The 20,011-nt window shown below is 62.1% G+C and carries 18 protein-coding genes; 13 read left to right on the top strand and 5 right to left on the bottom strand.

The features are described from left to right. Nucleotides 1–31: 31 nt before the first annotated feature. The 3 genes from C8D92_RS09490 to C8D92_RS09480 all read left to right on the top strand — a co-directional run bounded on the left by C8D92_RS09490 (nucleotide 32) and on the right by C8D92_RS09480 (nucleotide 4,550). A complete protein-coding gene (locus C8D92_RS09490; RefSeq protein ID WP_095611186.1) occupies nucleotides 32–1,351 on the top strand; it encodes an SAM-dependent methyltransferase in 1,320 nt (439 codons plus the stop codon). A gap of 2 nt (nucleotides 1,352–1,353) precedes the next feature. Continuing rightward, a complete protein-coding gene (locus C8D92_RS09485) occupies nucleotides 1,354–2,487 on the top strand; it encodes an NAD(P)/FAD-dependent oxidoreductase (protein ID WP_116919206.1) in 1,134 nt (377 codons plus the stop codon). A 146-nt stretch (nucleotides 2,488–2,633) separates the two neighbouring features. After that, nucleotides 2,634–4,550: a choice-of-anchor I family protein gene (locus tag C8D92_RS09480; RefSeq protein WP_116919205.1), complete on the top strand. Its 1,917-nt coding sequence runs from the start codon at nucleotides 2,634–2,636 to the stop codon at nucleotides 4,548–4,550. Nucleotides 4,551–4,621: 71 nt separating this feature from the next. Here C8D92_RS09480 and C8D92_RS09475 read toward each other — a convergent pair whose 3' ends face one another. Beyond that, nucleotides 4,622–5,095: a Dps family protein gene (locus tag C8D92_RS09475; protein ID WP_095611189.1), complete on the bottom strand. Its 474-nt coding sequence runs from the start codon at nucleotides 5,093–5,095 to the stop codon at nucleotides 4,622–4,624. A 209-nt stretch (nucleotides 5,096–5,304) separates the two neighbouring features. Here C8D92_RS09475 and C8D92_RS09470 point away from each other — a divergent pair, with 209 nt between their 5' ends. Beyond that, nucleotides 5,305–5,622, top strand: a complete 318-nt coding sequence (locus C8D92_RS09470) for a DUF2061 domain-containing protein (RefSeq protein ID WP_095611190.1) — start codon at nucleotides 5,305–5,307, stop codon at nucleotides 5,620–5,622. Between the two features lie 101 nt (nucleotides 5,623–5,723). Here the strand turns inward: C8D92_RS09470 and C8D92_RS09465 are convergent, their stop codons facing one another. Beyond that, nucleotides 5,724–6,392 (bottom strand): SDR family oxidoreductase, encoded by a 669-nt coding sequence (locus C8D92_RS09465; RefSeq protein ID WP_095611191.1) that lies wholly within the window; start codon nucleotides 6,390–6,392, stop codon nucleotides 5,724–5,726. A gap of 65 nt (nucleotides 6,393–6,457) precedes the next feature. Next, a complete protein-coding gene (locus C8D92_RS09460) occupies nucleotides 6,458–7,024 on the bottom strand; it encodes an LOG family protein (RefSeq protein ID WP_116919204.1) in 567 nt (188 codons plus the stop codon). A gap of 245 nt (nucleotides 7,025–7,269) precedes the next feature. On the opposite strand from C8D92_RS09460, the gene C8D92_RS09455 reads away from it, so the two are divergent. From C8D92_RS09455 to fghA, 5 genes are all read left to right on the top strand, one after another. Then, entirely contained in the window at nucleotides 7,270–8,448 is a 1,179-nt protein-coding gene (locus C8D92_RS09455; protein WP_165819263.1) for a GGDEF domain-containing protein, read from the top strand. A 51-nt stretch (nucleotides 8,449–8,499) separates the two neighbouring features. Further along, nucleotides 8,500–8,637: a hypothetical protein gene (locus tag C8D92_RS15675; protein WP_165819262.1), complete on the top strand. Its 138-nt coding sequence runs from the start codon at nucleotides 8,500–8,502 to the stop codon at nucleotides 8,635–8,637. A gap of 19 nt (nucleotides 8,638–8,656) precedes the next feature. Further along, nucleotides 8,657–10,024 carry a thrombospondin type 3 repeat-containing protein gene (locus C8D92_RS09450; RefSeq protein WP_116919202.1) on the top strand — a complete coding sequence of 456 codons (1,368 nt, stop codon included), beginning with the start codon at nucleotides 8,657–8,659 and terminating at the stop codon, nucleotides 10,022–10,024. Between the two features lie 178 nt (nucleotides 10,025–10,202). Further along, on the top strand, nucleotides 10,203–11,312 hold the full coding sequence (locus C8D92_RS09445; protein ID WP_095611194.1) for an S-(hydroxymethyl)glutathione dehydrogenase/class III alcohol dehydrogenase: 1,110 nt from the start codon (nucleotides 10,203–10,205) through the stop codon (nucleotides 11,310–11,312). A gap of 8 nt (nucleotides 11,313–11,320) precedes the next feature. Continuing rightward, nucleotides 11,321–12,166 carry an S-formylglutathione hydrolase gene (gene fghA / locus C8D92_RS09440; RefSeq protein ID WP_116919201.1) on the top strand — a complete coding sequence of 282 codons (846 nt, stop codon included), beginning with the start codon at nucleotides 11,321–11,323 and terminating at the stop codon, nucleotides 12,164–12,166. A gap of 92 nt (nucleotides 12,167–12,258) precedes the next feature. On the opposite strand, the gene hrpB is transcribed toward fghA, so the two are convergent. Next, entirely contained in the window at nucleotides 12,259–14,715 is a 2,457-nt protein-coding gene (hrpB, locus tag C8D92_RS09435) for an ATP-dependent helicase HrpB (protein ID WP_116919200.1), read from the bottom strand. 113 nt (nucleotides 14,716–14,828) lie between these two features. On the opposite strand from hrpB, the gene C8D92_RS09430 reads away from it, so the two are divergent. Next, nucleotides 14,829–15,608: a TSUP family transporter gene (locus C8D92_RS09430; protein ID WP_116919199.1), complete on the top strand. Its 780-nt coding sequence runs from the start codon at nucleotides 14,829–14,831 to the stop codon at nucleotides 15,606–15,608. Between the two features lie 164 nt (nucleotides 15,609–15,772). Here the strand turns inward: C8D92_RS09430 and C8D92_RS09425 are convergent, their stop codons facing one another. After that, nucleotides 15,773–16,153 (bottom strand): thiol-disulfide oxidoreductase DCC family protein, encoded by a 381-nt coding sequence (locus C8D92_RS09425; protein ID WP_116919198.1) that lies wholly within the window; start codon nucleotides 16,151–16,153, stop codon nucleotides 15,773–15,775. 129 nt (nucleotides 16,154–16,282) lie between these two features. On the opposite strand from C8D92_RS09425, the gene C8D92_RS09420 reads away from it, so the two are divergent. From C8D92_RS09420 to C8D92_RS09405, 3 genes are all read left to right on the top strand, one after another. Further along, entirely contained in the window at nucleotides 16,283–17,344 is a 1,062-nt protein-coding gene (locus C8D92_RS09420; RefSeq protein WP_116919197.1) for a PA0069 family radical SAM protein, read from the top strand. Between the two features lie 123 nt (nucleotides 17,345–17,467). Then, nucleotides 17,468–18,607 carry an alcohol dehydrogenase catalytic domain-containing protein gene (locus C8D92_RS09415; protein ID WP_116919196.1) on the top strand — a complete coding sequence of 380 codons (1,140 nt, stop codon included), beginning with the start codon at nucleotides 17,468–17,470 and terminating at the stop codon, nucleotides 18,605–18,607. Nucleotides 18,608–18,860: 253 nt separating this feature from the next. Next, nucleotides 18,861–19,499 carry a LysE family transporter gene (locus C8D92_RS09405; RefSeq protein ID WP_207775151.1) on the top strand — a complete coding sequence of 213 codons (639 nt, stop codon included), beginning with the start codon at nucleotides 18,861–18,863 and terminating at the stop codon, nucleotides 19,497–19,499. The last annotated feature ends 512 nt before the right edge of the window (nucleotides 19,500–20,011 follow it).

Below are 20,011 nucleotides of genomic sequence, written 5' to 3'. Positions count from 1 at the left end.
ATGGCAGCAGGGATGAAGGAGGCACAGCGATATGGCCCATGACAGCACGCGTTTTCATGACGACGCCGAAGGGGACGAAGCCACCACAGGCAATCGACTGTCCATCCCCTCCGGTGCCCACGAAAGCAATCGCGCGCCATTCGCGATCGAACGCTGGATGGTGCGCAAGCTGCTGTCGCTGATTGGTCATCCCCCACTGACACTCGAGCTTTGGGATGGCGAGGTCATCACCGGCGATCATCCGGACAACACCTACCAGATCCGGCTCCGAGATCCGGGGGCGCTTTACCAGTTGCTCTCCAACCCCAACATGGCGTTCGGGGATCTCTACAGCAGCGGCCGGCTGGACGTCGACGGCGACCTGCCGGACCTGCTGACCATGCTCTATCAGGCGGCCGATGGGGCCCGTGAACACTGGCCAGCCTGGATCCGCAAACTCTGGGACAGTCACACACCACGATCGACCGGCATTGATGATGCCCGCTCCAACATTCATCACCATTACGATCTCGGCAATGATTTCTACCGGCTCTGGCTCGATACGGCCGAGATGCAATACACCTGTGCCTACTTTGAAGAAGAAGGACTAAGCCTGGAGCAGGCCCAGCTCGCCAAGCTGGAACACGTCTGCCGTAAACTGCGACTCCAGCCCGGGCAGACTGTGGTCGAGGCCGGCTGCGGCTGGGGCGGCCTGGCCCGTTACATGGCGCGGCATTACGGCGTTCGCGTCCACGCCTACAACATCTCGAAAGAACAACTGGCCTATGCCCGGGAAGAGGCCAAACGCCAGTCACTGGATCACCTGATCGACTACATCGAAGACGACTACCGCAATATCGAAGGCCAGTACGACGCCTTCGTCTCAGTCGGCATGCTCGAACATGTGGGCACGTCCCATTACGACGACATGGCCGACGTCATCCATCGATCACTCAAGCCAGACGGCCTGGCGCTGCTCCATAGCATTGGACGCAACTGTCCGCGCCCGATGAACCCATGGATCGAAAAACGCATCTTCCCGGGCGCCTACCCGCCCAGCATTGGCGAATTCATGGGGCTGTGCGAGACCCAGTCATTTTCGGTCCTCGATGTTGAGAACCTGCGTCTGCACTACGCCGAAACCCTGGAACACTGGCTGGCCCGCTATGAGGCCAATGAAGAACAGGTGCGCGCCTACTATGATGACGATTTCGTCCGCGCCTGGCGCATGTACCTGGCGGGCTCCATTGCCGCCTTCCGCGCCAGCTCCCTGCAGCTGTTCCAGGTGGTGTTGACCCACGGCACCAATAACGAGGTGCCCCGCAACCGAAAACACCTCTATCAGTCACCAGCCGCTCCGGAGGACGCCTGATCATGGCTGAATACTATGACGCCATCATCGTCGGTGGCGGCCCGGCTGGCTCAACGCTGGCCCGATCGCTGCAGAAGCGTGGCCAGAACGTGCTGGTGATCGACAAGCAGAGTTTCCCTCGCGACAAGACCTGTGCGGGCTGGGTCACGCCGGCCGTTCTCGATAGTCTTGGCATCGATGCCAAGGACTATCGCCAGGGCCGCACCTTCCAGCCCATCACCAAGTTCCGGATCGGCATGATGGGCCAGGCACCGGTGGACAACGACCATGGCAATCAACCGGTCAGCTACGGCATCCGGCGCTGCGAATTCGACCACTATCTGCTTGAGCGTGCCGATGTGGACAAAGCCCTGGGCACACCGGTCAAACAGATCGAGCGGGATGGCGCCTCATGGCTGATCAACGACCGATGGCGCACGCCGCTGCTGGTCGGTGCAGGCGGTCACTTCTGCCCCGTTGCCAGCCAGCTCGGCGAAGGGCCGGGTGGCCACGAAACGGTGGTCGCCGCCAAGGAAGTCGAATTCGAGATGACGCCCGAACAGGCCGAGAGCTGCGAGGCACAAGGCGAACGCCCGGAGTTGTGGTTCTGCCGCGACCTGAAGGGCTATGCCTGGGTGTTCCGCAAGGGGCAATACCTCAACATCGGCCTGGGCCGCGAGGACAACCATCGCCTGAAGGATCACCTGCAGGCCTTTGTTGACGAGATGAAGCGCCAGGGCCGGATTCCGGCCGAGCTACCCGGCCGCTTCAAAGGCCATGCCTACCTGCTGTACGACCACGCCGAGCGCCCGCTGGTGGACGACGGCGTCCTGCTGATCGGTGATGCCGCAGGACTGGCCTACACCCAGAGTGGCGAAGGCATCCGCCCGGCGATTGAATCCGCCCTGCTCGCGGCGGATGTCATCAGTCACGCCCGGGACACCAGCGCCGAGAGTCTGGCTCCCTACGGCGAACAGATCTCAGCACGGTTTGGACATCGGGCAATGGAAGGCTCGGGCATCAACCTGCAGCTTCCGGACTGGGTCAAAACCACGGTTGCCAGTGGTCTGATGCGATCGCACTGGTTTACGAAGCGGGTGGTGACTGAAAAATGGTTTCTGCACCAGGATGTGCCGACCCTCAAGAAGGCTGTCTAGGAGTCTGCGCGGTAGAAATCGTGCCAGGCGAGATCGCAGCGGTGCGACTTTCTACCGCGCAGACTCCTGGGCTGTCATGAAACCGCAAATACCGTGCTCTAAGGTGGCGTCTCTGCGTAACCACCACTCAACGGAGAGAGCACGGCATGCGGAACTCTGCGAATATCAAGATCTTATCCCCCCTCATTCTGGCTCTGACGCTCAGTGCCTGTGGCGATGACGGTAACGACGGCACTGCCGGGCGTGATGGTAAACCCGGCCAGGACGGTGTTGATGGACAGGATCTAACTGCGGATCAGATCCAGCTGGCACAGATCGGGCGATACACCGACGAGGCAAACGAGTTTGATGAGAGTGCTGCAGAAATTGTGGCGTTTGACCCTTCCTCCGCCAGACTCTTTGTTGTCAACTCCCAGGCCGGTCAGGTGGATGTGCTCGACCTTCAGGACCCGGCCTCGCCCGTAAAGGCCGGTCGCATCGACGCCTCCGAACGATGGCCAGATGCCGGTGGCGTTAACAGTGTGGCGGTCGCCAATGGGCTCGTCGCGGTTGCCGTTGAGAACGACTCCGGAGCCGACAAGGGACGCGTCCAGATCTACAATGCTTCGGACCTGAGTTTTCGGAGCCAGGCGGACGTTGGGGTATTGCCAGACATGGTGGCCTTCACCCCGAACGGACAACAGGCTGTGGTTGCGAACGAAGGCGAACCCAGTGACGACTACAGCGAGGATCCCGAGGGCTCGATCTCAATCGTTGACCTGAACAACCCTGACACGCCCACCGTTAAACGCCTCGGCTTTGCCGACTTTAACCAGGGCGGCAGCCGATCAGACGAGTTGCCGGAGGATGTGCGGATTTTCGGTAATTTTGGTCGCACTGAACTGACAGTGGCGGGATTCACCGACGCCGACCCTGCCACCATTACGGTCGGAGATGCGACTCCGATAACCGCCAACGACTGGTTCACCCTCGCCTCATCGGAAGGGGACCCTCTGCCCTATCAGGTCGACACCATCAACGGCAACACGCTGACACTGACCACTGACTTCGACGGTGACTCCGAGGTGAGTGATTCGGGCGTAGCCAGTCTCACTGTCTACCTGCATGACGGCGCTTCTTCCGTCGCTCAGGACCTCGAGCCGGAATACATTGCGGTGTCACCCGATGGCACCACCGCCTGGGCCACGCTGCAGGAGAATAACGCGGTGGCGGTCATCGATCTGGAAAATCAACGTATTGACCGCATCCAGGCGCTTGGCACCAAAGACCACAGCATTCCTGGTTACGAGCTGGACCCCTCAGACAATGACGATGGCCTCAACATTGCCAGCTGGCCACTTCAGGGCATGTTCATGCCGGATGCCATCAGCGCGTTCACACAGAACGGGCAGACCTACTACATCACGGCCAACGAAGGCGACTCCCGCGAGTACGATGCGTTTGTCGAGGAAATCGGGATGGAAGATGCGCCAAAGGAAGGGGCCCTTTCTGACAGCGCATTCAACAACGACGAGAAGCTTGGCGACATTGCCACCACGCTGACGGCGGATACCGATGGCAACGGGGCACTGGATGAGCCACTCGTCTTCGGTGCACGGAGCTTCAGCATCTGGGGCTCGCAAGGGCAGTTGGTGGCCGATAGCGGCAATGAGCTTGAAGTCATCACCGCACAGCAGCTGGGTGAGAACTTCAACAACGACAACGATGAGAATGACGGCGACAGCCGCAGCGACGCCAAAGGCCCCGAGCCTGAAGCGGTCACCACAGCGCAGATCGATGGCCAGACCTACGCCTTTATCGGCCTGGAACGAGTCGGCGGCATCATGGTCTATAACGTGTCCAACCCCGCGGCCCCCGAACATGTCCAGTACATCAACAACCGCGACTTTGACGCCAACATCGAGGACGACATCGATGATGGCAGCCAACCGGCATTTGCCGCGGGTGACCTCGGACCGGAGAGTGTCCTGTTTGTCCCGGCGTCAGAGAGCCCGTCCGATCAGCCCCTGCTGGTCGTTGGCAACGAGGTCAGCGGAACCACAACAATCTACGCCGTGCAGTAATCCTGCCCCATACGACAAGGCCCGGCGTTACCGCCGGGCCTTGTCGCTTACTCGATCCTCTCAAGAGACCATTACTCGCCCAGATAGCTCCGGTACATCCAGACACTTTTCTCCTGCTGCGAGATGTAGTCACTCATCAGGGCGACGGTGCCTTCATCCTCCGCATCGCCTGCCACCGACAGAAGCTCCCGCTGCTTGCGGATCAGCTCGGCCAGGCTCTCCACGATGTGTCCGACAGCCGTCTTGCCGTCCGTCACGTTCTTTTTCTCCTGAATGGATGCGATCTCCATGTAGGTGCTGTAGGCGTGCACCGGACGATGTCCCAGCGTCAGGATTCGCTCTGCCACTTCGTCGATTTTCAGCAACAGATCATCATAGAGTTCCTCGAACTTCGTGTGCAGCTCGAAGAAGTTGTCCCCTTTGATGTTCCAGTGATAGCCACGGACGTTCATGTAGAAAATCTGATAGTTCGCCAGCAACTCGTTCAGTGAGTCAGCCAGCTGCTTGGTTTTTTCGGTATCAAGACCGATCAGGTTGGTACTCATCATGGACTCCTTTCTTCGGGTCATACGGCTCATGGAACGGATATGGGTACGCCACATCCGCTGTTAAAGATCAGCCAGCCAATGCGCTCCATAGTTTTTAGAAATTGATCTTAAGAGATCTGATTCTTATTATAAATCACATACCAAGCCTATCAAATGCTTTTAAGCTATTCGAAAGAGCAATTAAAAACACCGGGAGTCCACCGATCATGAGCGTTCTGCTGCAATTCATTCACCACCACGGCAGCCAAGGCGATCAATCGCTGGTGAAAACGATCACCTTTGCGTGCACGCACTTCACCGTCGCGTTCACGGTGGCCTACCTGCTGACCGGGGACATCATCATCGGCAGTCTCCTGGCGATGATCGAGCCGGCGATCAACACCATTGCCTACTTCTTTCATGAAAAGCTGTGGTCGCGCTCAGGTGGCACGGAAGACGGTGCCGTGAAAGTCGTCGATCCGGCCGACGTGAGGCCACCGGAAGGCTGCCCCTGCTACCCGGCAGCCGACGGCATGAACGCCTGACGGCGACATTCCGCCCTCTGCCTTCACGCTGGCCACAGGGCCTACCGCGGCTACCGGTTGGCTGTCAGGCACGGATAGGATTGAGCGAGCGCTGCGCGATATCACCAAGGCAACGCTTCGCCATTGCTATGCCAGAATGACCCTGTATTGTCCAGACTCAAGCCATCGATGCGCGCCACCAAGCCTCTGGCCGCCTCCTCCGGCGAGATAAAGCCGCCAAAGTTCACCATCCGCGTCTGAACGAAGCCGGGATGGAGCTGAGCCACGGCAATCCCGCGCGGTTCAAGATCCATTGCCAGCGACCGGCCAAACGCATTCAGGGCCGCCTTGGATGCCCGATAACCATACCGACCGCCGGAGTCATTATCGGCAATGGAGCCCATCCGGCTGGTGATATTCGCCACCTTGCTGCCGGAACGCAGGTTCGGCAGCAAGGCCTCCACCACCCTCAGTGGGGCGTAGGCGTTGATCTCCATCTGGGTGCGGATGGAGTCGAAATCGATCTCGCCGAGTTTTTCATCCTGAAGGAGGCCGGCATTATTGATCAGTAGATCCAGAGACCGGCCTTCCAGTGATTCCGAGACGGTGTGGACATCCGCTTCCCCGGTAACGTCAATGCCACTGACAACCTGACTGGCCGTGGCGTCCAGCTCCGGTGACGAGTGACGACACACACCAATCACATCGTCTCCACGGGCGGCAAACTGCCGCGCCAGCTCAAGGCCGATACCCCGATTGGCGCCCGTAATCAAAACAGTGCTCATACTCATTCCTCCCATTCTGGCCCAGGGGCCGGTATTGGTTCAGTCAGACCGACAACACCATCGCCGGATGACTACCCGCTCTGCCACTTCCCGACCGGCGCCCGATACGTCCGGATGCGCTCCACCAAGCTGGCCGGATCAGACTCCACCAACAACATGTCCCGATGATCCGGCCATAGGAAACCAGCATCGGTCATGCCCTCCACAAACGACAGCAACGGGTCGTAATAGCCGTTGACGTTGAACAGCGCACAGGCCTTACCGTGATAGCCGAGCTGGGCCCATGTCCACACCTCAAACAGTTCCTCCAGCGTGCCGGCACCTCCCGGCATGGCGATGAACGCATCAGCCAGTTGCGCCATGGTGGCCTTGCGAGTGTGCATATCCGGCACCACTTTCAGGTCCGTCAGCCCCTCGTGCGCGATTTCCTTCTCCGCCAGCGATGCCGGGATAACCCCGGTCACTTCACCACCACCGGCCAGAACCGCATCCGCAATCGCGCCCATCAGGCCCACACGCCCCCCACCAAACACAAGGTGGACACCGGCTCCGGCCAGCCAGCTTCCAAGCCGCTCTGCCTCAAGGCGATAGACCGCATCATGACCCTCGCTGGAACCACAGAACACGGCAATGTTCATCCACAGACTCCTGAATCACCGGGGAGAGATTGCCCGGCCATTCTGACACGCACATGCCGATGATGCGACGCGCCGGGGCGGGCGCCCTCACCCATCGCTGAATAACGTTGGGTTGCCCCTTGGTGACAATCTGTAAGGTCGATGGCATTCCTGGAACAAGCGTCCTAAAGTCCTCGTAAAACCGATGTGAATCGCGTCAGAGTTGAGCCATGGATGTGAGGCGTCATTCCCGATCAGAGGACCGCATGGCCAGTCAATTGGCGGCCATCAACACGAACCTGGAAGACGGTCGCTTCTGGGTTCGGATTCCGGATCACCTCAAAGCCGCCTACCGCTGGCGACAGCGCAACGAGGCCGCCCAGGGCTTCCGGGCGCGCTCGCTCTTCATTGCCGGCATCTACGTGTTCCTGAGCGCCGGCATCTACCAGTTGATGCCGGAGGCAGAACGCCTGGAGTGGCTTTCCCTGTATGGCTGGGTCGGCGCAATCATTCTGATGCTTGCCCTGCTGACGACGGTCTCCCGCTGGCACCATTGGTTTCCCGTCTACGCCGGGATTGGCAGCGCGGTCGCTATCGCCATTTCCATAGTGGCATCGGGCCTGGCGGAGTCGGCGCTCGCCAATCAACTGACCCATGCCGCCATCATGTACGCGGTCTTCATCATCTACCCACTGGTCGGTCTCTCGTTCCTGACCGCCACGCTGGCCGCCTGGTCTGGTGGACTCGTCGGCATTCTGGGAACCCTTGTGGCCGATGGCACGCCGAATTGGGAAGTGCTGTTACGCAGCTATGTTGGCAGCAGCCTGATTGCCATGATGATCGCCTACACGCTCGACATGAGCCATCGGCGCAACTTCCTGCAGGCGGCGGCGCTATCGCTGAACGTGGAGAGAACCGCCGAGTACGCCTCCCAGATGACCGAACTCTCGTTCCGGGACCCGCTGACCGGCCTCTCCAACCGGCGGCACTTCGAGCAATCCATCAACCTGATCTGGCAACGCAACCAGCGAGACCAGCGTCCGGTCGCGCTCATCATGATCGACATTGACCACTTCAAGATCTTCAACGACACCTATGGTCACGGAGAGGGCGACCAATGCCTGAAACAAGTGGCCGCGGTGATCGACAATGCCGCCGGTCGCCCTGGGGATCTGGCTGCCCGTCTCGGCGGCGAGGAGTTCCTGCTGGTCCTGCCGGATGCCGACACCGAAGGCGCCGTGAAAGTCGCCGAAAGCATCCGGCAGTCGGTCTGGAGCATCGGCATCCCGATGCCGGACGACGAGGTGGTTACCGTCTCGCTCGGCGTTGCCGCGGCGACACCCTCCCATCGGATGGAGCCCACCACCCTCATTAACCAGGCCGATGAGGCCCTGTACCAGGCCAAGCGAAACAACCGGAACCAGACACAGGTATTCAGCGTGTAGGTCCATGGCACTTAAAAATAGAGTTACCTACACGACACCTTCGACAGCGACATGCAGGACGTCCAGATCGGTCTGGGAATCACAGTGCCGTTGGGTGTGACCGAGCGTAAGACCGTGGTCCGCGAGAAGACGAAAGTTGTCGAGAAAACCGTGACACGTACAACCGGCGTCCGGGACGACGGGCAATAGCAATGACCAGGAGGTCGCCATGACAACAACAATCTGGAAGCAAGGACTGATCGCGCTGGCGATCATGGGTGGGCTGGCGCTGGCCGGCTGCAATTCCAACAGTCTGCAGGATGCGATCGACGAAGCCGAGAGCCAGACCGTGGACTCGGATAACGACGGCATTGCCGACAATCAGGATTCCTGTCCAAACACCGTCAACAGCGGTCGGGATCAGGATGCCGATGGGATTGACGATGCCTGTGACGAATCCATCGCGAACAGCGACGATGTGGACAGGGATGACGTTCTGAATGGCCCCGATAACTGTCCGAACACCGCCAACCCCAACCAGACGAACTCGGACCAGGACCCCGCAGGGGATGCCTGCGACGCGGACAATGATGGGGATGGCGTTGAGGATGGAGCGGATAACTGCCCAGTGAATGCCAACCCGACACAGGCCGATATTGACGGAGACGGCACCGGAAACCCCTGTGACGACGACCTTGATGGCGACAACGTCAACAACGACGCCGACAACTGCCCACGAACGGCCAATGCCGACCAGACCGACTCTGACGGGGATGGCACAGGAGACGACTGCGAGGCAACTCATGACGACGATGGCGACGGTGTTGCCAACAGTCAGGACAACTGCCCGGCGGCCGCCAATGAAAGCCAGTCCGACTTTGACGATGACGGCGCGGGTGACGCCTGCGATTCGGATGCAGACGGCGACGGGACTGACAACGGCAACGACAACTGCCCGACCATCCCGAACCCGAATCAGACCGACACGGATGGTGACGGCATTGGGGATGCCTGCGACGTCGTCAATAACGATGAATACGCCTGCGGAACTGGAGACGAAACTTTCTCTCCCTTCCTGGCGAGTGACAACGCTCTTGTGTCCGAAGACGAGTCCGAATGCCAGGTCGGCCTCGGACTGACATGCCGGGTGGATAACCCAGAGGCGGTCATTGATGCCGACCTCAACAACTCGGCAACCCTGATCAACACGGCACTTCTCGGTGGCCTGCTCGGAGGTCAGTCCAGCCTCAGCGTCACGAAGACCGATGGCTTTGCGTACCCTGCACAGAATGCCGTTGGCGTTGCCATTGAGGAGGGGAGCCCGATTCTGCAGCTGGACCTGCTGACCAGTGGCGAACTCGTCGTGCGAACCCTGCTGGACGGCACGGTTCAGGAGAGCAGCGGCGGCGAAGCCGGCGTGGATCTGGACCTGCTGGGACTGATCGGCAATGACGGAAGGGACTATCTGGTGTTCCAGACTTCCCGGCGCTTCGACAGCGTCGAGGTCATCAACGGCGGCACCGGAGGCCTTCTAACCCTTTTGAACGAGTACAACGTGCAGACCGTCTGCGCAAGCAAGGAACCGGTCAGTTTCTGATCGCCAGGGCATGACCGAAAAGGGGGCGGCGCTGCCAGCGTCGCCCCTTTTTTGTGCCGATCCACCAGAAACGACAATCGTTTTTCCCACAGCGGAACTCGCACACCACAAGACGGACAAAACGGACACACGAACTACACTGATTGGATGTCATCCTGCCCGGAAAAGGAGAACCACCATGAAATCGCGAGCCGCCGTTGGCTGGGAAGCCGGCCAACCCCTGACTATTGAAGACATCGACGTGCAGGGCCCGAAAGCGGGCGAAGTTCTGGTGCGAATCGTCGCGACCGGCGTCTGCCACACCGATGCGTTTACGATCTCGGGCAAAGACCCCGAAGGGCTGTTCCCCTCCGTTTTTGGTCACGAAGGGGCCGGCATCGTTGAAGACGTCGGTCCGGGCGTGACCAGCGTTCAGCCGGGCGATCATGTTATTCCGCTCTACACCGCCGAGTGCGGCGAGTGCAAGTTCTGCCGCTCGGGCAAGACCAACCTGTGTTCCAGCGTGCGCGCGACCCAGGGTCGGGGTGTGATGCCGGACGGCACCCGCCGGTTCTCCCTGAACGGCACCGAGCTGAATCATTACATGGGCACCAGCACCTTCTCCGAGTACACCGTGGTGGCGGAGGTGTCACTGGCGAAAGTCAGCAAGACCGCCCCGCTGGACAAGGTCTGCCTGCTGGGCTGCGGCATCACCACCGGCATCGGCGCGGTGCGGAACACGGCGAAAGTCGAGCCGGGTTCCTCCATTGCCGTGTTCGGCCTCGGCGCGATCGGCCTGTCCGTCATCCAGGGCGCCGTGATGGCTGGTGCAGAGCGCATCATCGCCATCGATATCAATAACAACAAGGAACCCCTCGCCAGACAGTTCGGCGCGACCGACTTTATCAATCCGACCGAGTATGACGACCCCATTCAGGCCGTCATCGTTGATAAGACCGATGGCGGTGTCGATTACTCCTTCGAGTGCATCGGCAACGTCAACGTCATGCGCTCGGCGCTGGAGTGTTGTCACAAGGGCTGGGGCGAGTCCATCATCATCGGCGTGGCGGGCGCCGGTGAGGAAATCAGCACCCGCCCGTTCCAGCTGGTCACCGGCCGGGTCTGGCGCGGCTCCGCCTTTGGCGGCGTGAAGGGGCGCACCGAACTGCCTGGCTACGTTGAGGATTACATGCAGGGCAGGATCAAGATCGACGAATTCGTCACCCACGATCTGCCGCTCGATGAGATCAACACCGCCTTCGACCTGATGCACGAAGGCAAGAGCATCCGCTCGGTCATTCACTTCTGAGGACGACTATGGCCCCGACCCAACCGGAACGTCTGTCATTGACGAAAAGCTTTGGCGGCTGGCACGGCCGCTACCGCCACTGGAGTGGCGTCCAGAACTGCGACATGACCTTCGCGGTCTACCTGCCGCCGGCCGCCGAACACCGCAAGGTGCCGGCGCTCTGGTGGCTGTCGGGGCTGACCTGCACCGACGAGAACTTCATGCAGAAGGCCGGTGCCCACCGGGCGGCCGCCGAAGCGGGCATCGCCCTGATCGGCCCGGACACCAGCCCGCGCGGCACCGACCTGCCCGGCGAGCATGAGGCCTACGACTTCGGCTCCGGCGCCGGCTTCTACGTCAACGCCACTCAGTCGCCCTGGAGCCGTCACTACCGGATGTATGACTACGTCACCCAGGAACTCCCCGCGCTGGTGCAAGCCCATTTCCCGCTCAATGGCCGGGAGGCCATCAGTGGCCACTCCATGGGCGGTCATGGCGCGCTGGTCTGCGCCCTGCGCAACCCGGCGCGATACAGCTCGGTGTCTGCCTTTGCTCCAATCTGCAATCCCGTGCAGTGCCCGTGGGGGGAGAAAGCCTTCTCCGGTTATCTGGGCGATGATCGCGAGGCCTGGAAACAATGGGACGCCTCCGAACTGATCGCCGCTCACGGCAGCGAGCTGCCGATTCTTGTGGATCAGGGGGACGACGACAACTTCCTGCGCGACGGCCAGCTCCGACCCGAGGCGCTGCAGTACGCCTGTTCACAGGCGGGCGTGGATCTCAATCTGCGGATGCAACCGGGGTACGATCATTCGTACTTCTTCATCTCGAGCTTTATCGAGGACCATATTGCGCATCATGCACAGGCCCTATAAAGCGGGGCCGTCGGTTGGGCTGCCGAAGAAACGGATTTATTGGCCACGGAAAACACGGAAGAACACGGAAAAATGAGCAGCCCAACCGACCACTATCGGCCCGACTTCTTGGTGCCCATGGCCGGCTCGGCGGTGAACGGGTCTTCCGGCCACGGGTGCTTTGGGTATCGACCGCGCATGTCCTTGCGGACCTCCGGGTAAGCCTGGCGCCAGAAGCTCGACAGGTCGCTGGTGACCGCCAGCGGCCGGCCCGCCGGAGACAACAGATGCAGCACCACCGGCAGGCGTCCGTCCGCAATGGTCGGTGTGTCCGTCCAGCCGAACACGGTCTGAAGCTTGGTGGCCAGCACCGGGCTCTGCTCACCGGTGTAATCCAGCCGGACGGACTGGCCCGTTGGGATCGTCAGTCGTTCGGGGGCCAGCCGCGATAGCGCCGATTGCCCGTCCCAGGGCAGGCAACTGGTGAGCGCGTCTATCAGGTTCAGACGCTGAACGCCCTGCCAGTCCCCCACGCCCGCCAGAAACGGCCCCAGCCACTCCGGGAGAGAGGCGAGCAGTGTCGCATCGCCCACATCGGGCCAGTCGTCCGGCCAAACGGTGGCCAATGTCTGCACCCGGGCCTGCCACTGCCGCGCCGCATCTGTCCACGGCAGCGCCGCCAGGCCTTTTTGACGCACCGCATCCAGCAGCCCCTCCGCGACACGCTCCGGTCCGGGCGTTGGCAGCGACGTCTCCTCCAGAACCAGTGCACCTAGGCGCGTCACCCGTCGGGCCACGACCGTGCCTTTCCGGTCGTCCCAACCCACCTCGTCGGACGTTCGGATATGGGACGCCAGCGCCTCATCCAGCGTCGGACGATCAATAACCGCTGCCCGATAGATCAGGGCTTCCCGCGCCTGACCGTCCAGCTCCGCCGCCACCAGCCAGGTTTCCCGGCCCATTGGGTCATCGTCACGCAGACGGGCCCCACGACCATTGCTCAGCCGATAGCGGCTGGCGTCACCCGGACGCCGATGGGCAACCCGGTCGGGATAGGCCTGTGACAGCAGGCGACCGACCGGCATCCGGTCATCGATATCCTGATCGCCTCGGCGCATCAGGCGCGCGGTGGCATGGCGGATCGGTTTCAGGTCAGCCCGGGTCTCGTACTCCCCGGTCATCGCCCTCAGACGGTGTTCCAGATCCGCGCCCGCGCCGGGGCCCAGCGGATCACGTTCGCCCAGCAGCGCCGCCAGACGTGCCGCCGTCACCGGATACCCCCACTCACGTCCCCGCAGCACCATGTGCGCGAGCCGTGGGTGAACGCCAAGCACCAGCGCCTGACGTCCCGCTTCGGTCACGCCGCCGTCCTTATCCACGAGGTCCAGCCACTGCAGGAGGTCACGGGCCTGTCGCCAGTGGGCCTCCGGCGGCGGATCGAGCCAGTCCAGATCGTCCGGCGACCGGGCACCCCAGCCGGCCAGCTCCAGCACGAGCGCGGCCAGATCGGCCTCGGCAATCTCCGGTGGCGCCTGCCCGGCCAGCCCCTGATGTTCCGTCTCGCTCCAGAGGCGGTAACAGACGCCCGGCTCGACACGCCCCGCCCGGCCCCGGCGCTGTTCAGCGGATGAGCGGGACAGCCGGTCCGTGGTCAGTCGTGTCATGCCGCTGTTGGGGTCGAAACGGGCACGGCGGGACAGTCCCGCGTCCACGACCACGCGAATGCCCTCGATCGTCAGACTGGTTTCAGCAATGGCGGTGGCCAGTACCACCTTGCGGGTGCCCGAAGTCGCCGGGGCAATGGCGGCATCCTGCTGCGCCGCTTTCAGGCTGCCGTAAAGGGGCATCACCTGTACGTCCTCTGGCACCGCGCCGTCCAGCGCCCGGGCAACGCGTCGTATTTCGCCGGCCCCGGGCAGGAACACCAGCACCGAGCCAGCCTGCTCCGACAGGGCGTCGGACACCGTCGCCGCAACATGGTCGGGCAGTGATCGCTGACGGGGCGCCGGCCGGTAGAACACATCCACCGGAAACGCCCGCCCCTCACTGGTGATCACCGGCGCGCCTCCCAGCAACTGCGCCAACGGCTCGGTGTCCAGCGTCGCCGACATCACCAGCAGCCTCAGATCGTCCCGAAGGGCCTGCTGGGATTCCCGGACCAGTGCCAGCCCGAGATCCGCCTGAAGAGATCGTTCGTGGAATTCATCGAACAGAACAGCGGCGTAGCCCTCCAGCGCCGGATCGGACTGGATCAGACGGGTCAGGATGCCCTCGGTCACCACCTCAATGCGGGTTCGGGCGGACACCCGGGTGTCCAGCCGGGTGCGATACCCCACTGTCTCTCCCGGCGACTCCCCCAACTGATGCGCCATGAAACGGGCCGCCGACCGGGCCGCCAGCCGGCGTGGTTCCAGCATGAGAATACGGCCCTCACCGCGCCAGCCGGCCGACAACAGCGCCAACGGAACGCGCGTTGTCTTACCAGCACCCGGCGGGGCCTGAAGCAGCGCCGTCGTCCGGTCTTCGAAGGTGGCAAGCAGTTCGGGCAGAACATCGTCGATGGGCAACATGGCGGGTATTCTGCCCCAGCCGGCGGTGCGGTCCAAGGACAGGGCCGTCTGGGCGACGGCAGGATAGCCGCGTAGAATACCGCCCTTTTCCCGCCTGCCAGCCGGAGAACGCCATGGCCGACCTGTCGATGATTCAGTATGTGCTGATCGGACTGACGTTTGTCTGGAGCGGGTTCGTCCGCTCGGGGCTCGGCTTTGGCGGCGCCGTCCTGTCGCTGCCGTTCCTGCTGCTCATTCACAATGATCCGCTGGCGTACCTGCCGATCATCTCGGTCCACCTGCTGGTGTTCTCGTCCCTGACCATCGCCATGAACAACCGATCCGGATCAAACGCCGGGCGACCGGCTGGCGGTACGGTCGACTGGCGTTATCTGGGCCGCATCCTGGCGATCATGATCGTGCCAAAACTGGTCGGCGTGTTTGGCCTGATCACGCTGCCGAACACAATCATGAGCGTCATCATCTTCACGATCGTGGCGGTCTATTCCCTCTCCTACCTGCTGAACCGCCCATTCCGCAGCAACAGCCGGGCGCTGGACACGGTCTTCCTGATGCTCGGCGGCTACATCAGCGGCACCTCGCTGATCGGTGCGCCGCTGATCATCGCCGTCGCCGCGCAACACCTGAAAAAGGAGCAACTGCGGGACTCGCTGTTCGCGCTCTGGTTCATCCTCGTCACCATCAAGATGGCCGCGTTCATCTACGTGGGTGTGGACCTGCAGCTGATTCACCACACCTGGCTCCTGCCCTGTGCCGCCATCGGTCACATCATTGGCCTTCAGGCCCACGCACGCATCCTGAAAGCCGAAACGCCGGTCTTCTTCCGGGTGCTGGGCGGGGTGTTGCTGACGATCAGTGCGGTGGGGCTGTGGCAGGGGTTGATGGCTGGGTGAGGGGTTCGCCGCGGAATCCGCTGAACAACGCGGAAACGGACTTATTTGCCACGGAAACCACGGAAGGACACAGAAAAAAGTAGCAAGAACGTAGGTTGGGCTGACGGGGGAAGCCCAACGCGGGACATAACGCCAATCCGTGGTTTCCGCGGCCAATACCTCTTTTACCCATCCGACAAAACCCCGCGACGTCGTAATCGCCGCTCGACCCAGGCGTGATACCACCGTGCGAGCGCCGGGCGGATGATGGGGAGGCTGATCAGGACGGCGAGCGGTTTGAGGACCGGGACGCGTCGCATCAGCAGGATATAGGCATCCATTTCGCTGTGGATGACGCCGTCCGCGTCCTGCACGTGCAATTCCTGCAAGGCGCGCAGCGGGTCGATGCCCCGGGCCCGCAGCGTCTCATCCTGATCGGTGATATCGAACCAGGTCACCGAGTCGCCGGCGCGACCGGCCAGCCATTCGTAACGCCGCCGGTCCGAGACGCAGCCAGGGCAGTCGCCATCGTAGAAAACGATCAGCGGATCATGGTGTGCGGTCATGGCGACGACCTCCCGTTGGCATTCTTTCTCCCACCGTAACGCGATCCCCGGCGTCCGTCATTGAATGCGGGTTGTCGCGCGGTGCGGTTCACCATATACTGTATATAAATACAGCTTTGTTGAGGCCGTATGCGCACCCGAGGCACAGCGCGGAATCCCAATAACCGGTTCCAGCCGATCGCGACCGACCGGGACTGGGACGACGGCTGGTATCAGGACCCGGACGACCAGCTCTCGCCGGACAGTCTGGCGACGCAGGTCATTGACGAGTCCGTGCGGTCGATCATCAGCCGCAACCAGTCGCCGGACGTGCCGTTCGATCAGTCCATCAATCCCTACCGTGGGTGCGAGCACGGCTGCGTGTACTGCTTCGCCCGTCCGACCCACACCTATTGGGACATGTCACCGGGCCTCGACTTCGAGACCCGGCTGATCGCCAAGCCCAATGCCGCACGGCGATTGCGCGAGAGCCTCGACCACCCCGACTATCAGGTCTCCCCGATTGCCCTCGGAGTGAACACCGACGCCTATCAGCCGCTGGAGAAACAGCGCGGCATCACACGGGAGGTTCTGGAGGTGCTTCGGGACTACCACCACCCGGTCTCGATCATCACCAAGGGGCGACTGATCCTGCGGGACCGGGATATTCTGGCCGACATGGCAGCGGAAGGCCTGTGTTCGGTGCGCGTCAGCCTGACCACGATGGACAGTGACCTAAAACGCCGGCTGGAGCCACGCACCGCCGGCCCCAAAGCCCGACTGAAGATCCTGCGGTCGCTGAGCGAAGCGGGCGTGCCCACCGGCATCATCCTCGGGCCGGTGATTCCGTTCATCAATGACCATGAGATTGAGCGGCTGCTGGAGGCGGCCGCCGAGGCCGGAGCGACCCGCGCCAGCTGGATCATGCTGCGGCTGCCGCTGGAACTGACGGACCTGTTTACCGATTGGCTGGAGCGGCACTTTCCGGACCGGAAAGACCATGTGCTGAACCGCATTCGTGACCTGCGCAGCGGAAAAACGAACGACGCCCGATTTGGCACACGGATGACCGGTCAGGGCCTTTACGCCGACCTGATCCGCCAACGCTTCAACAAAAAGGCCCGCGACCTCGGCTTCGGCCTGCACGAGGCCGAGCCACTCCGCACGGACCGGTTCCGCCGGCCCGGCGGCGAGCAGCTTGGATTATTATGATTTCGACCAGGGAGTCCGCTTCTCGACCAAATAGTGGAATTCCCGCACCCCTCCTGACACCCCCGTCGGACTCACCTATCCTGAACGGATACCCACTGATCAGGCGACGGAGGCCGAGCAGCCATGATTCCCGAGACGATGAAAGCCATGGTTCTCACCGGTCACGGTGGTATCGACAAACTGGAATACCAGGACGTCCCCACCCCGCAACCCGGGCCGGGTCAGGTGCTGGTTCAGGTGACCGCAACGGCCAAGAACAACACCGACCGCAAGGCCCGGGAGGGTCTGTACCCGACAAAGAAAGGGGAAATGACGTCGTTCCAGATGGGGGGCAAGCCGACCCTGACGTTCCCACGCATCCAGGGCGCAGACATTGCCGGTCGGGTCGTCGCCGTGGGTGACGGCGTTGACGAGAGCCGCGTTGGCGAACGCGGCCTGCTGGACTTCAACCTGTACGCCAACGACCGGCGCGACATCAATCTGACGCCGGACTACTACGGACACGGGGCCGATGGCGGGTATGCCGAGTACGTGGCCCTGCCCTCCGACCAGTTTCATCACGTGCCCAACGAGGCGCTGGCCGATGCGGAACTGGCCGCCATGGGAATGTGCTCCTACCAGACTGCCATGCACATGCTCACCTCCGCCAACGTGCGGGCCGGTGAGCGGGTGCTGGTCACCGGCGCCAGCGGGGGTGTCGGCACCGCGCTGATCCAGCTCTGCCGCATTATGGGCGCGATCCCGTATGCCCTGAGCAAGCCCGAAAAGGCGGACCAGTTGCTGGAACTGGGTGCGAAAGCCGTCTTTGACCGCTCCCACATCGAGGGGTTCGTGGATCGCGTGAAGGCCGAAACCGGCGACCAGCCCATCGATGCGGTCATGGATCTGGTGGGCGGGGAGATGACCGACCGCTTCATCGACGCCATGATCTTCGACATGAACGCCCGCAGCACCTACCCGCGCCTGAGCATCGCGGGCGCAAGTGGTGGTAACATCAGTGAGATTCTCTGGACCCGGATCTATCTGTATCAGGTTCAGATCTTTGGGGTCTCCCACGGCACCCGGGAGGAAGCCGATCAGCTCATTGAGTGGATTCGCAGCGGTCAGCTCAAGCCGGTTCTGCACGGTGCCTTCCGGCTGTCCGAACTGCACCAGGCGGAGGCATACTTCGTGGACCGGGGCAGCCGCTATCTCGGGAAAATCGTGGTGGTGCCGGACAGCCAGTGGGCGGAACACGGCGCGCCGTACCGGATTGATGGATGAGACGCGACCAGCCCTGACGCCATCCACGTAGCCGGACATAGAGAGGATGTTGCAAAAGACCATCGGTGAACATGTAGCCGATGTCTCCGACTTCGGAGTCGCCCGTAGGGCGACCGGTCTCGGCTCTCGGCGAAGGTGCCTGGGCAGCGCCGCTTGCAACTCCCTCGAAATGTTCGGCCACGTCAAAGACGGCGAGACCTTTCAAAAGAGTGCGGCGACATTTGCCCGACCATAAACTTATACAGGAAGAGAGATGCCAATCGACGGAGCGGAATTCGCCACGGTCGCCCTGGTTCACCTGCTCGCGGTGGCCAGTCCGGGGCCGGACTTTGCGGTGGTGTTGCGTCAGGCCCTGATGCAGCACCGGGCCAACGCGCTCTGGACCGCCGTCGGGATTGGTCTCGGCATTCTCGTGCACGTGGCGTATTCGCTGCTCGGCATCGGGCTGATCATCCAGCAGTCGGTCATGTTGTTCACGGCGCTGAAAACCGTGGGGGCGCTGTACCTGACGTGGATCGCGATCCAGTGCCTGCGCTCCGGTCCGGCAACACTCGACACGGGCGAGACAATGCCGACGGCCCAGAGCGCCGGCAAAGCGTTCCGGCTCGGGTTTCTCACCAACCTGCTCAACCCGAAGGCCACCCTGTTCTTCGTCTCCCTGTTCTCGGTGGTCATCAGCCCGGCCACACCGATCGCCACCCAGACCTTTTACGGCGTCTACATGGCGCTGGCCACGGGGCTGTGGTTCGCCCTGGTCGCGCTGTTCTTCACGCTGCCGGCGGTTCGTCGGGCATTCGCCCGGTTCGGGCACTGGTTGGACCGGCTGATGGGCGGCGTGTTGCTGCTGCTGGCCGGGCGGCTGGTGATGTCGAGTGTGTCGGCGGGGGAGTGATTGTTCGCCGCGGCATCCGCTGAAGGACGCGGAAAGAAAGAATCAGCCACTGAAAGACAGGGAAAGCACGGACAACGATCACGTCAAATGTAACCGAACATTTAGAGGGTGTTGTTAAAGGCACCTCCCAGCGGTAACTCCGTTGTCTGATCGGGATCGGCTGGTGGTCATTGCCGGAGGAGCGACAGGGATGTCGCGGTCGCATTTGGCGTCAGGGACGACCAAGTGCCCCGTTTGGTCCATCTGCCAACCGCCTGAGCCTCTGAGAACCTTGAGAGCAAGGCGTGGGGGCGACGGTTTGGTGGTTCCAAACCGAGAACGCACAACGCAGCTATCGAGGTTCTCAGAGGCTCCCAAAGGGCCCAATGCTGAGGACGCTGGACTGCGTTGCCTGCCCTTGATGTGGCGCCACCACACCTGCGGACAGGCGCCTTGTCCAGCGCCCTCAGCATTGGTCAGGCGATTGGCAGATGGACCAAACGGGGCACGCATGCAGCGTAGGCAATGATTAC

It is taken from the genome of Tamilnaduibacter salinus (genome assembly GCF_003096655.1).
Classification (GTDB): domain Bacteria; phylum Pseudomonadota; class Gammaproteobacteria; order Pseudomonadales; family Oleiphilaceae; genus Tamilnaduibacter; species Tamilnaduibacter salinus.
The sequence above is the reverse complement of the archived record's forward strand: the minus strand, read 5'-3'. Positions and strand labels throughout refer to the sequence as shown.

What these genes read in the sequence shown, in the direction of transcription:
- C8D92_RS09490 (WP_095611186.1), top strand. Translation starts at nt 32, where the DNA reads ATGGCCCATGACAGCACGCGTTTTCATGACGACGCCGAAGGGGACGAA.
- C8D92_RS09485 (WP_116919206.1), top strand. Translation starts at nt 1,354, where the DNA reads ATGGCTGAATACTATGACGCCATCATCGTCGGTGGCGGCCCGGCTGGC.
- C8D92_RS09480 (WP_116919205.1), top strand. Translation starts at nt 2,634, where the DNA reads ATGCGGAACTCTGCGAATATCAAGATCTTATCCCCCCTCATTCTGGCT.
- C8D92_RS09475 (WP_095611189.1), bottom strand. Translation starts at nt 5,095, where the DNA reads ATGAGTACCAACCTGATCGGTCTTGATACCGAAAAAACCAAGCAGCTG.
- C8D92_RS09470 (WP_095611190.1), top strand. Translation starts at nt 5,305, where the DNA reads ATGAGCGTTCTGCTGCAATTCATTCACCACCACGGCAGCCAAGGCGAT.
- C8D92_RS09465 (WP_095611191.1), bottom strand. Translation starts at nt 6,392, where the DNA reads ATGAGTATGAGCACTGTTTTGATTACGGGCGCCAATCGGGGTATCGGC.
- C8D92_RS09460 (WP_116919204.1), bottom strand. Translation starts at nt 7,024, where the DNA reads ATGAACATTGCCGTGTTCTGTGGTTCCAGCGAGGGTCATGATGCGGTC.
- C8D92_RS09455 (WP_165819263.1), top strand. Translation starts at nt 7,270, where the DNA reads ATGGCCAGTCAATTGGCGGCCATCAACACGAACCTGGAAGACGGTCGC.
- C8D92_RS15675 (WP_165819262.1), top strand. Translation starts at nt 8,500, where the DNA reads ATGCAGGACGTCCAGATCGGTCTGGGAATCACAGTGCCGTTGGGTGTG.
- C8D92_RS09450 (WP_116919202.1), top strand. Translation starts at nt 8,657, where the DNA reads ATGACAACAACAATCTGGAAGCAAGGACTGATCGCGCTGGCGATCATG.
- C8D92_RS09445 (WP_095611194.1), top strand. Translation starts at nt 10,203, where the DNA reads ATGAAATCGCGAGCCGCCGTTGGCTGGGAAGCCGGCCAACCCCTGACT.
- fghA (WP_116919201.1), top strand. Translation starts at nt 11,321, where the DNA reads ATGGCCCCGACCCAACCGGAACGTCTGTCATTGACGAAAAGCTTTGGC.
- hrpB (WP_116919200.1), bottom strand. Translation starts at nt 14,715, where the DNA reads ATGTTGCCCATCGACGATGTTCTGCCCGAACTGCTTGCCACCTTCGAA.
- C8D92_RS09430 (WP_116919199.1), top strand. Translation starts at nt 14,829, where the DNA reads ATGGCCGACCTGTCGATGATTCAGTATGTGCTGATCGGACTGACGTTT.
- C8D92_RS09425 (WP_116919198.1), bottom strand. Translation starts at nt 16,153, where the DNA reads ATGACCGCACACCATGATCCGCTGATCGTTTTCTACGATGGCGACTGC.
- C8D92_RS09420 (WP_116919197.1), top strand. Translation starts at nt 16,283, where the DNA reads ATGCGCACCCGAGGCACAGCGCGGAATCCCAATAACCGGTTCCAGCCG.
- C8D92_RS09415 (WP_116919196.1), top strand. Translation starts at nt 17,468, where the DNA reads ATGATTCCCGAGACGATGAAAGCCATGGTTCTCACCGGTCACGGTGGT.
- C8D92_RS09405 (WP_207775151.1), top strand. Translation starts at nt 18,861, where the DNA reads ATGCCAATCGACGGAGCGGAATTCGCCACGGTCGCCCTGGTTCACCTG.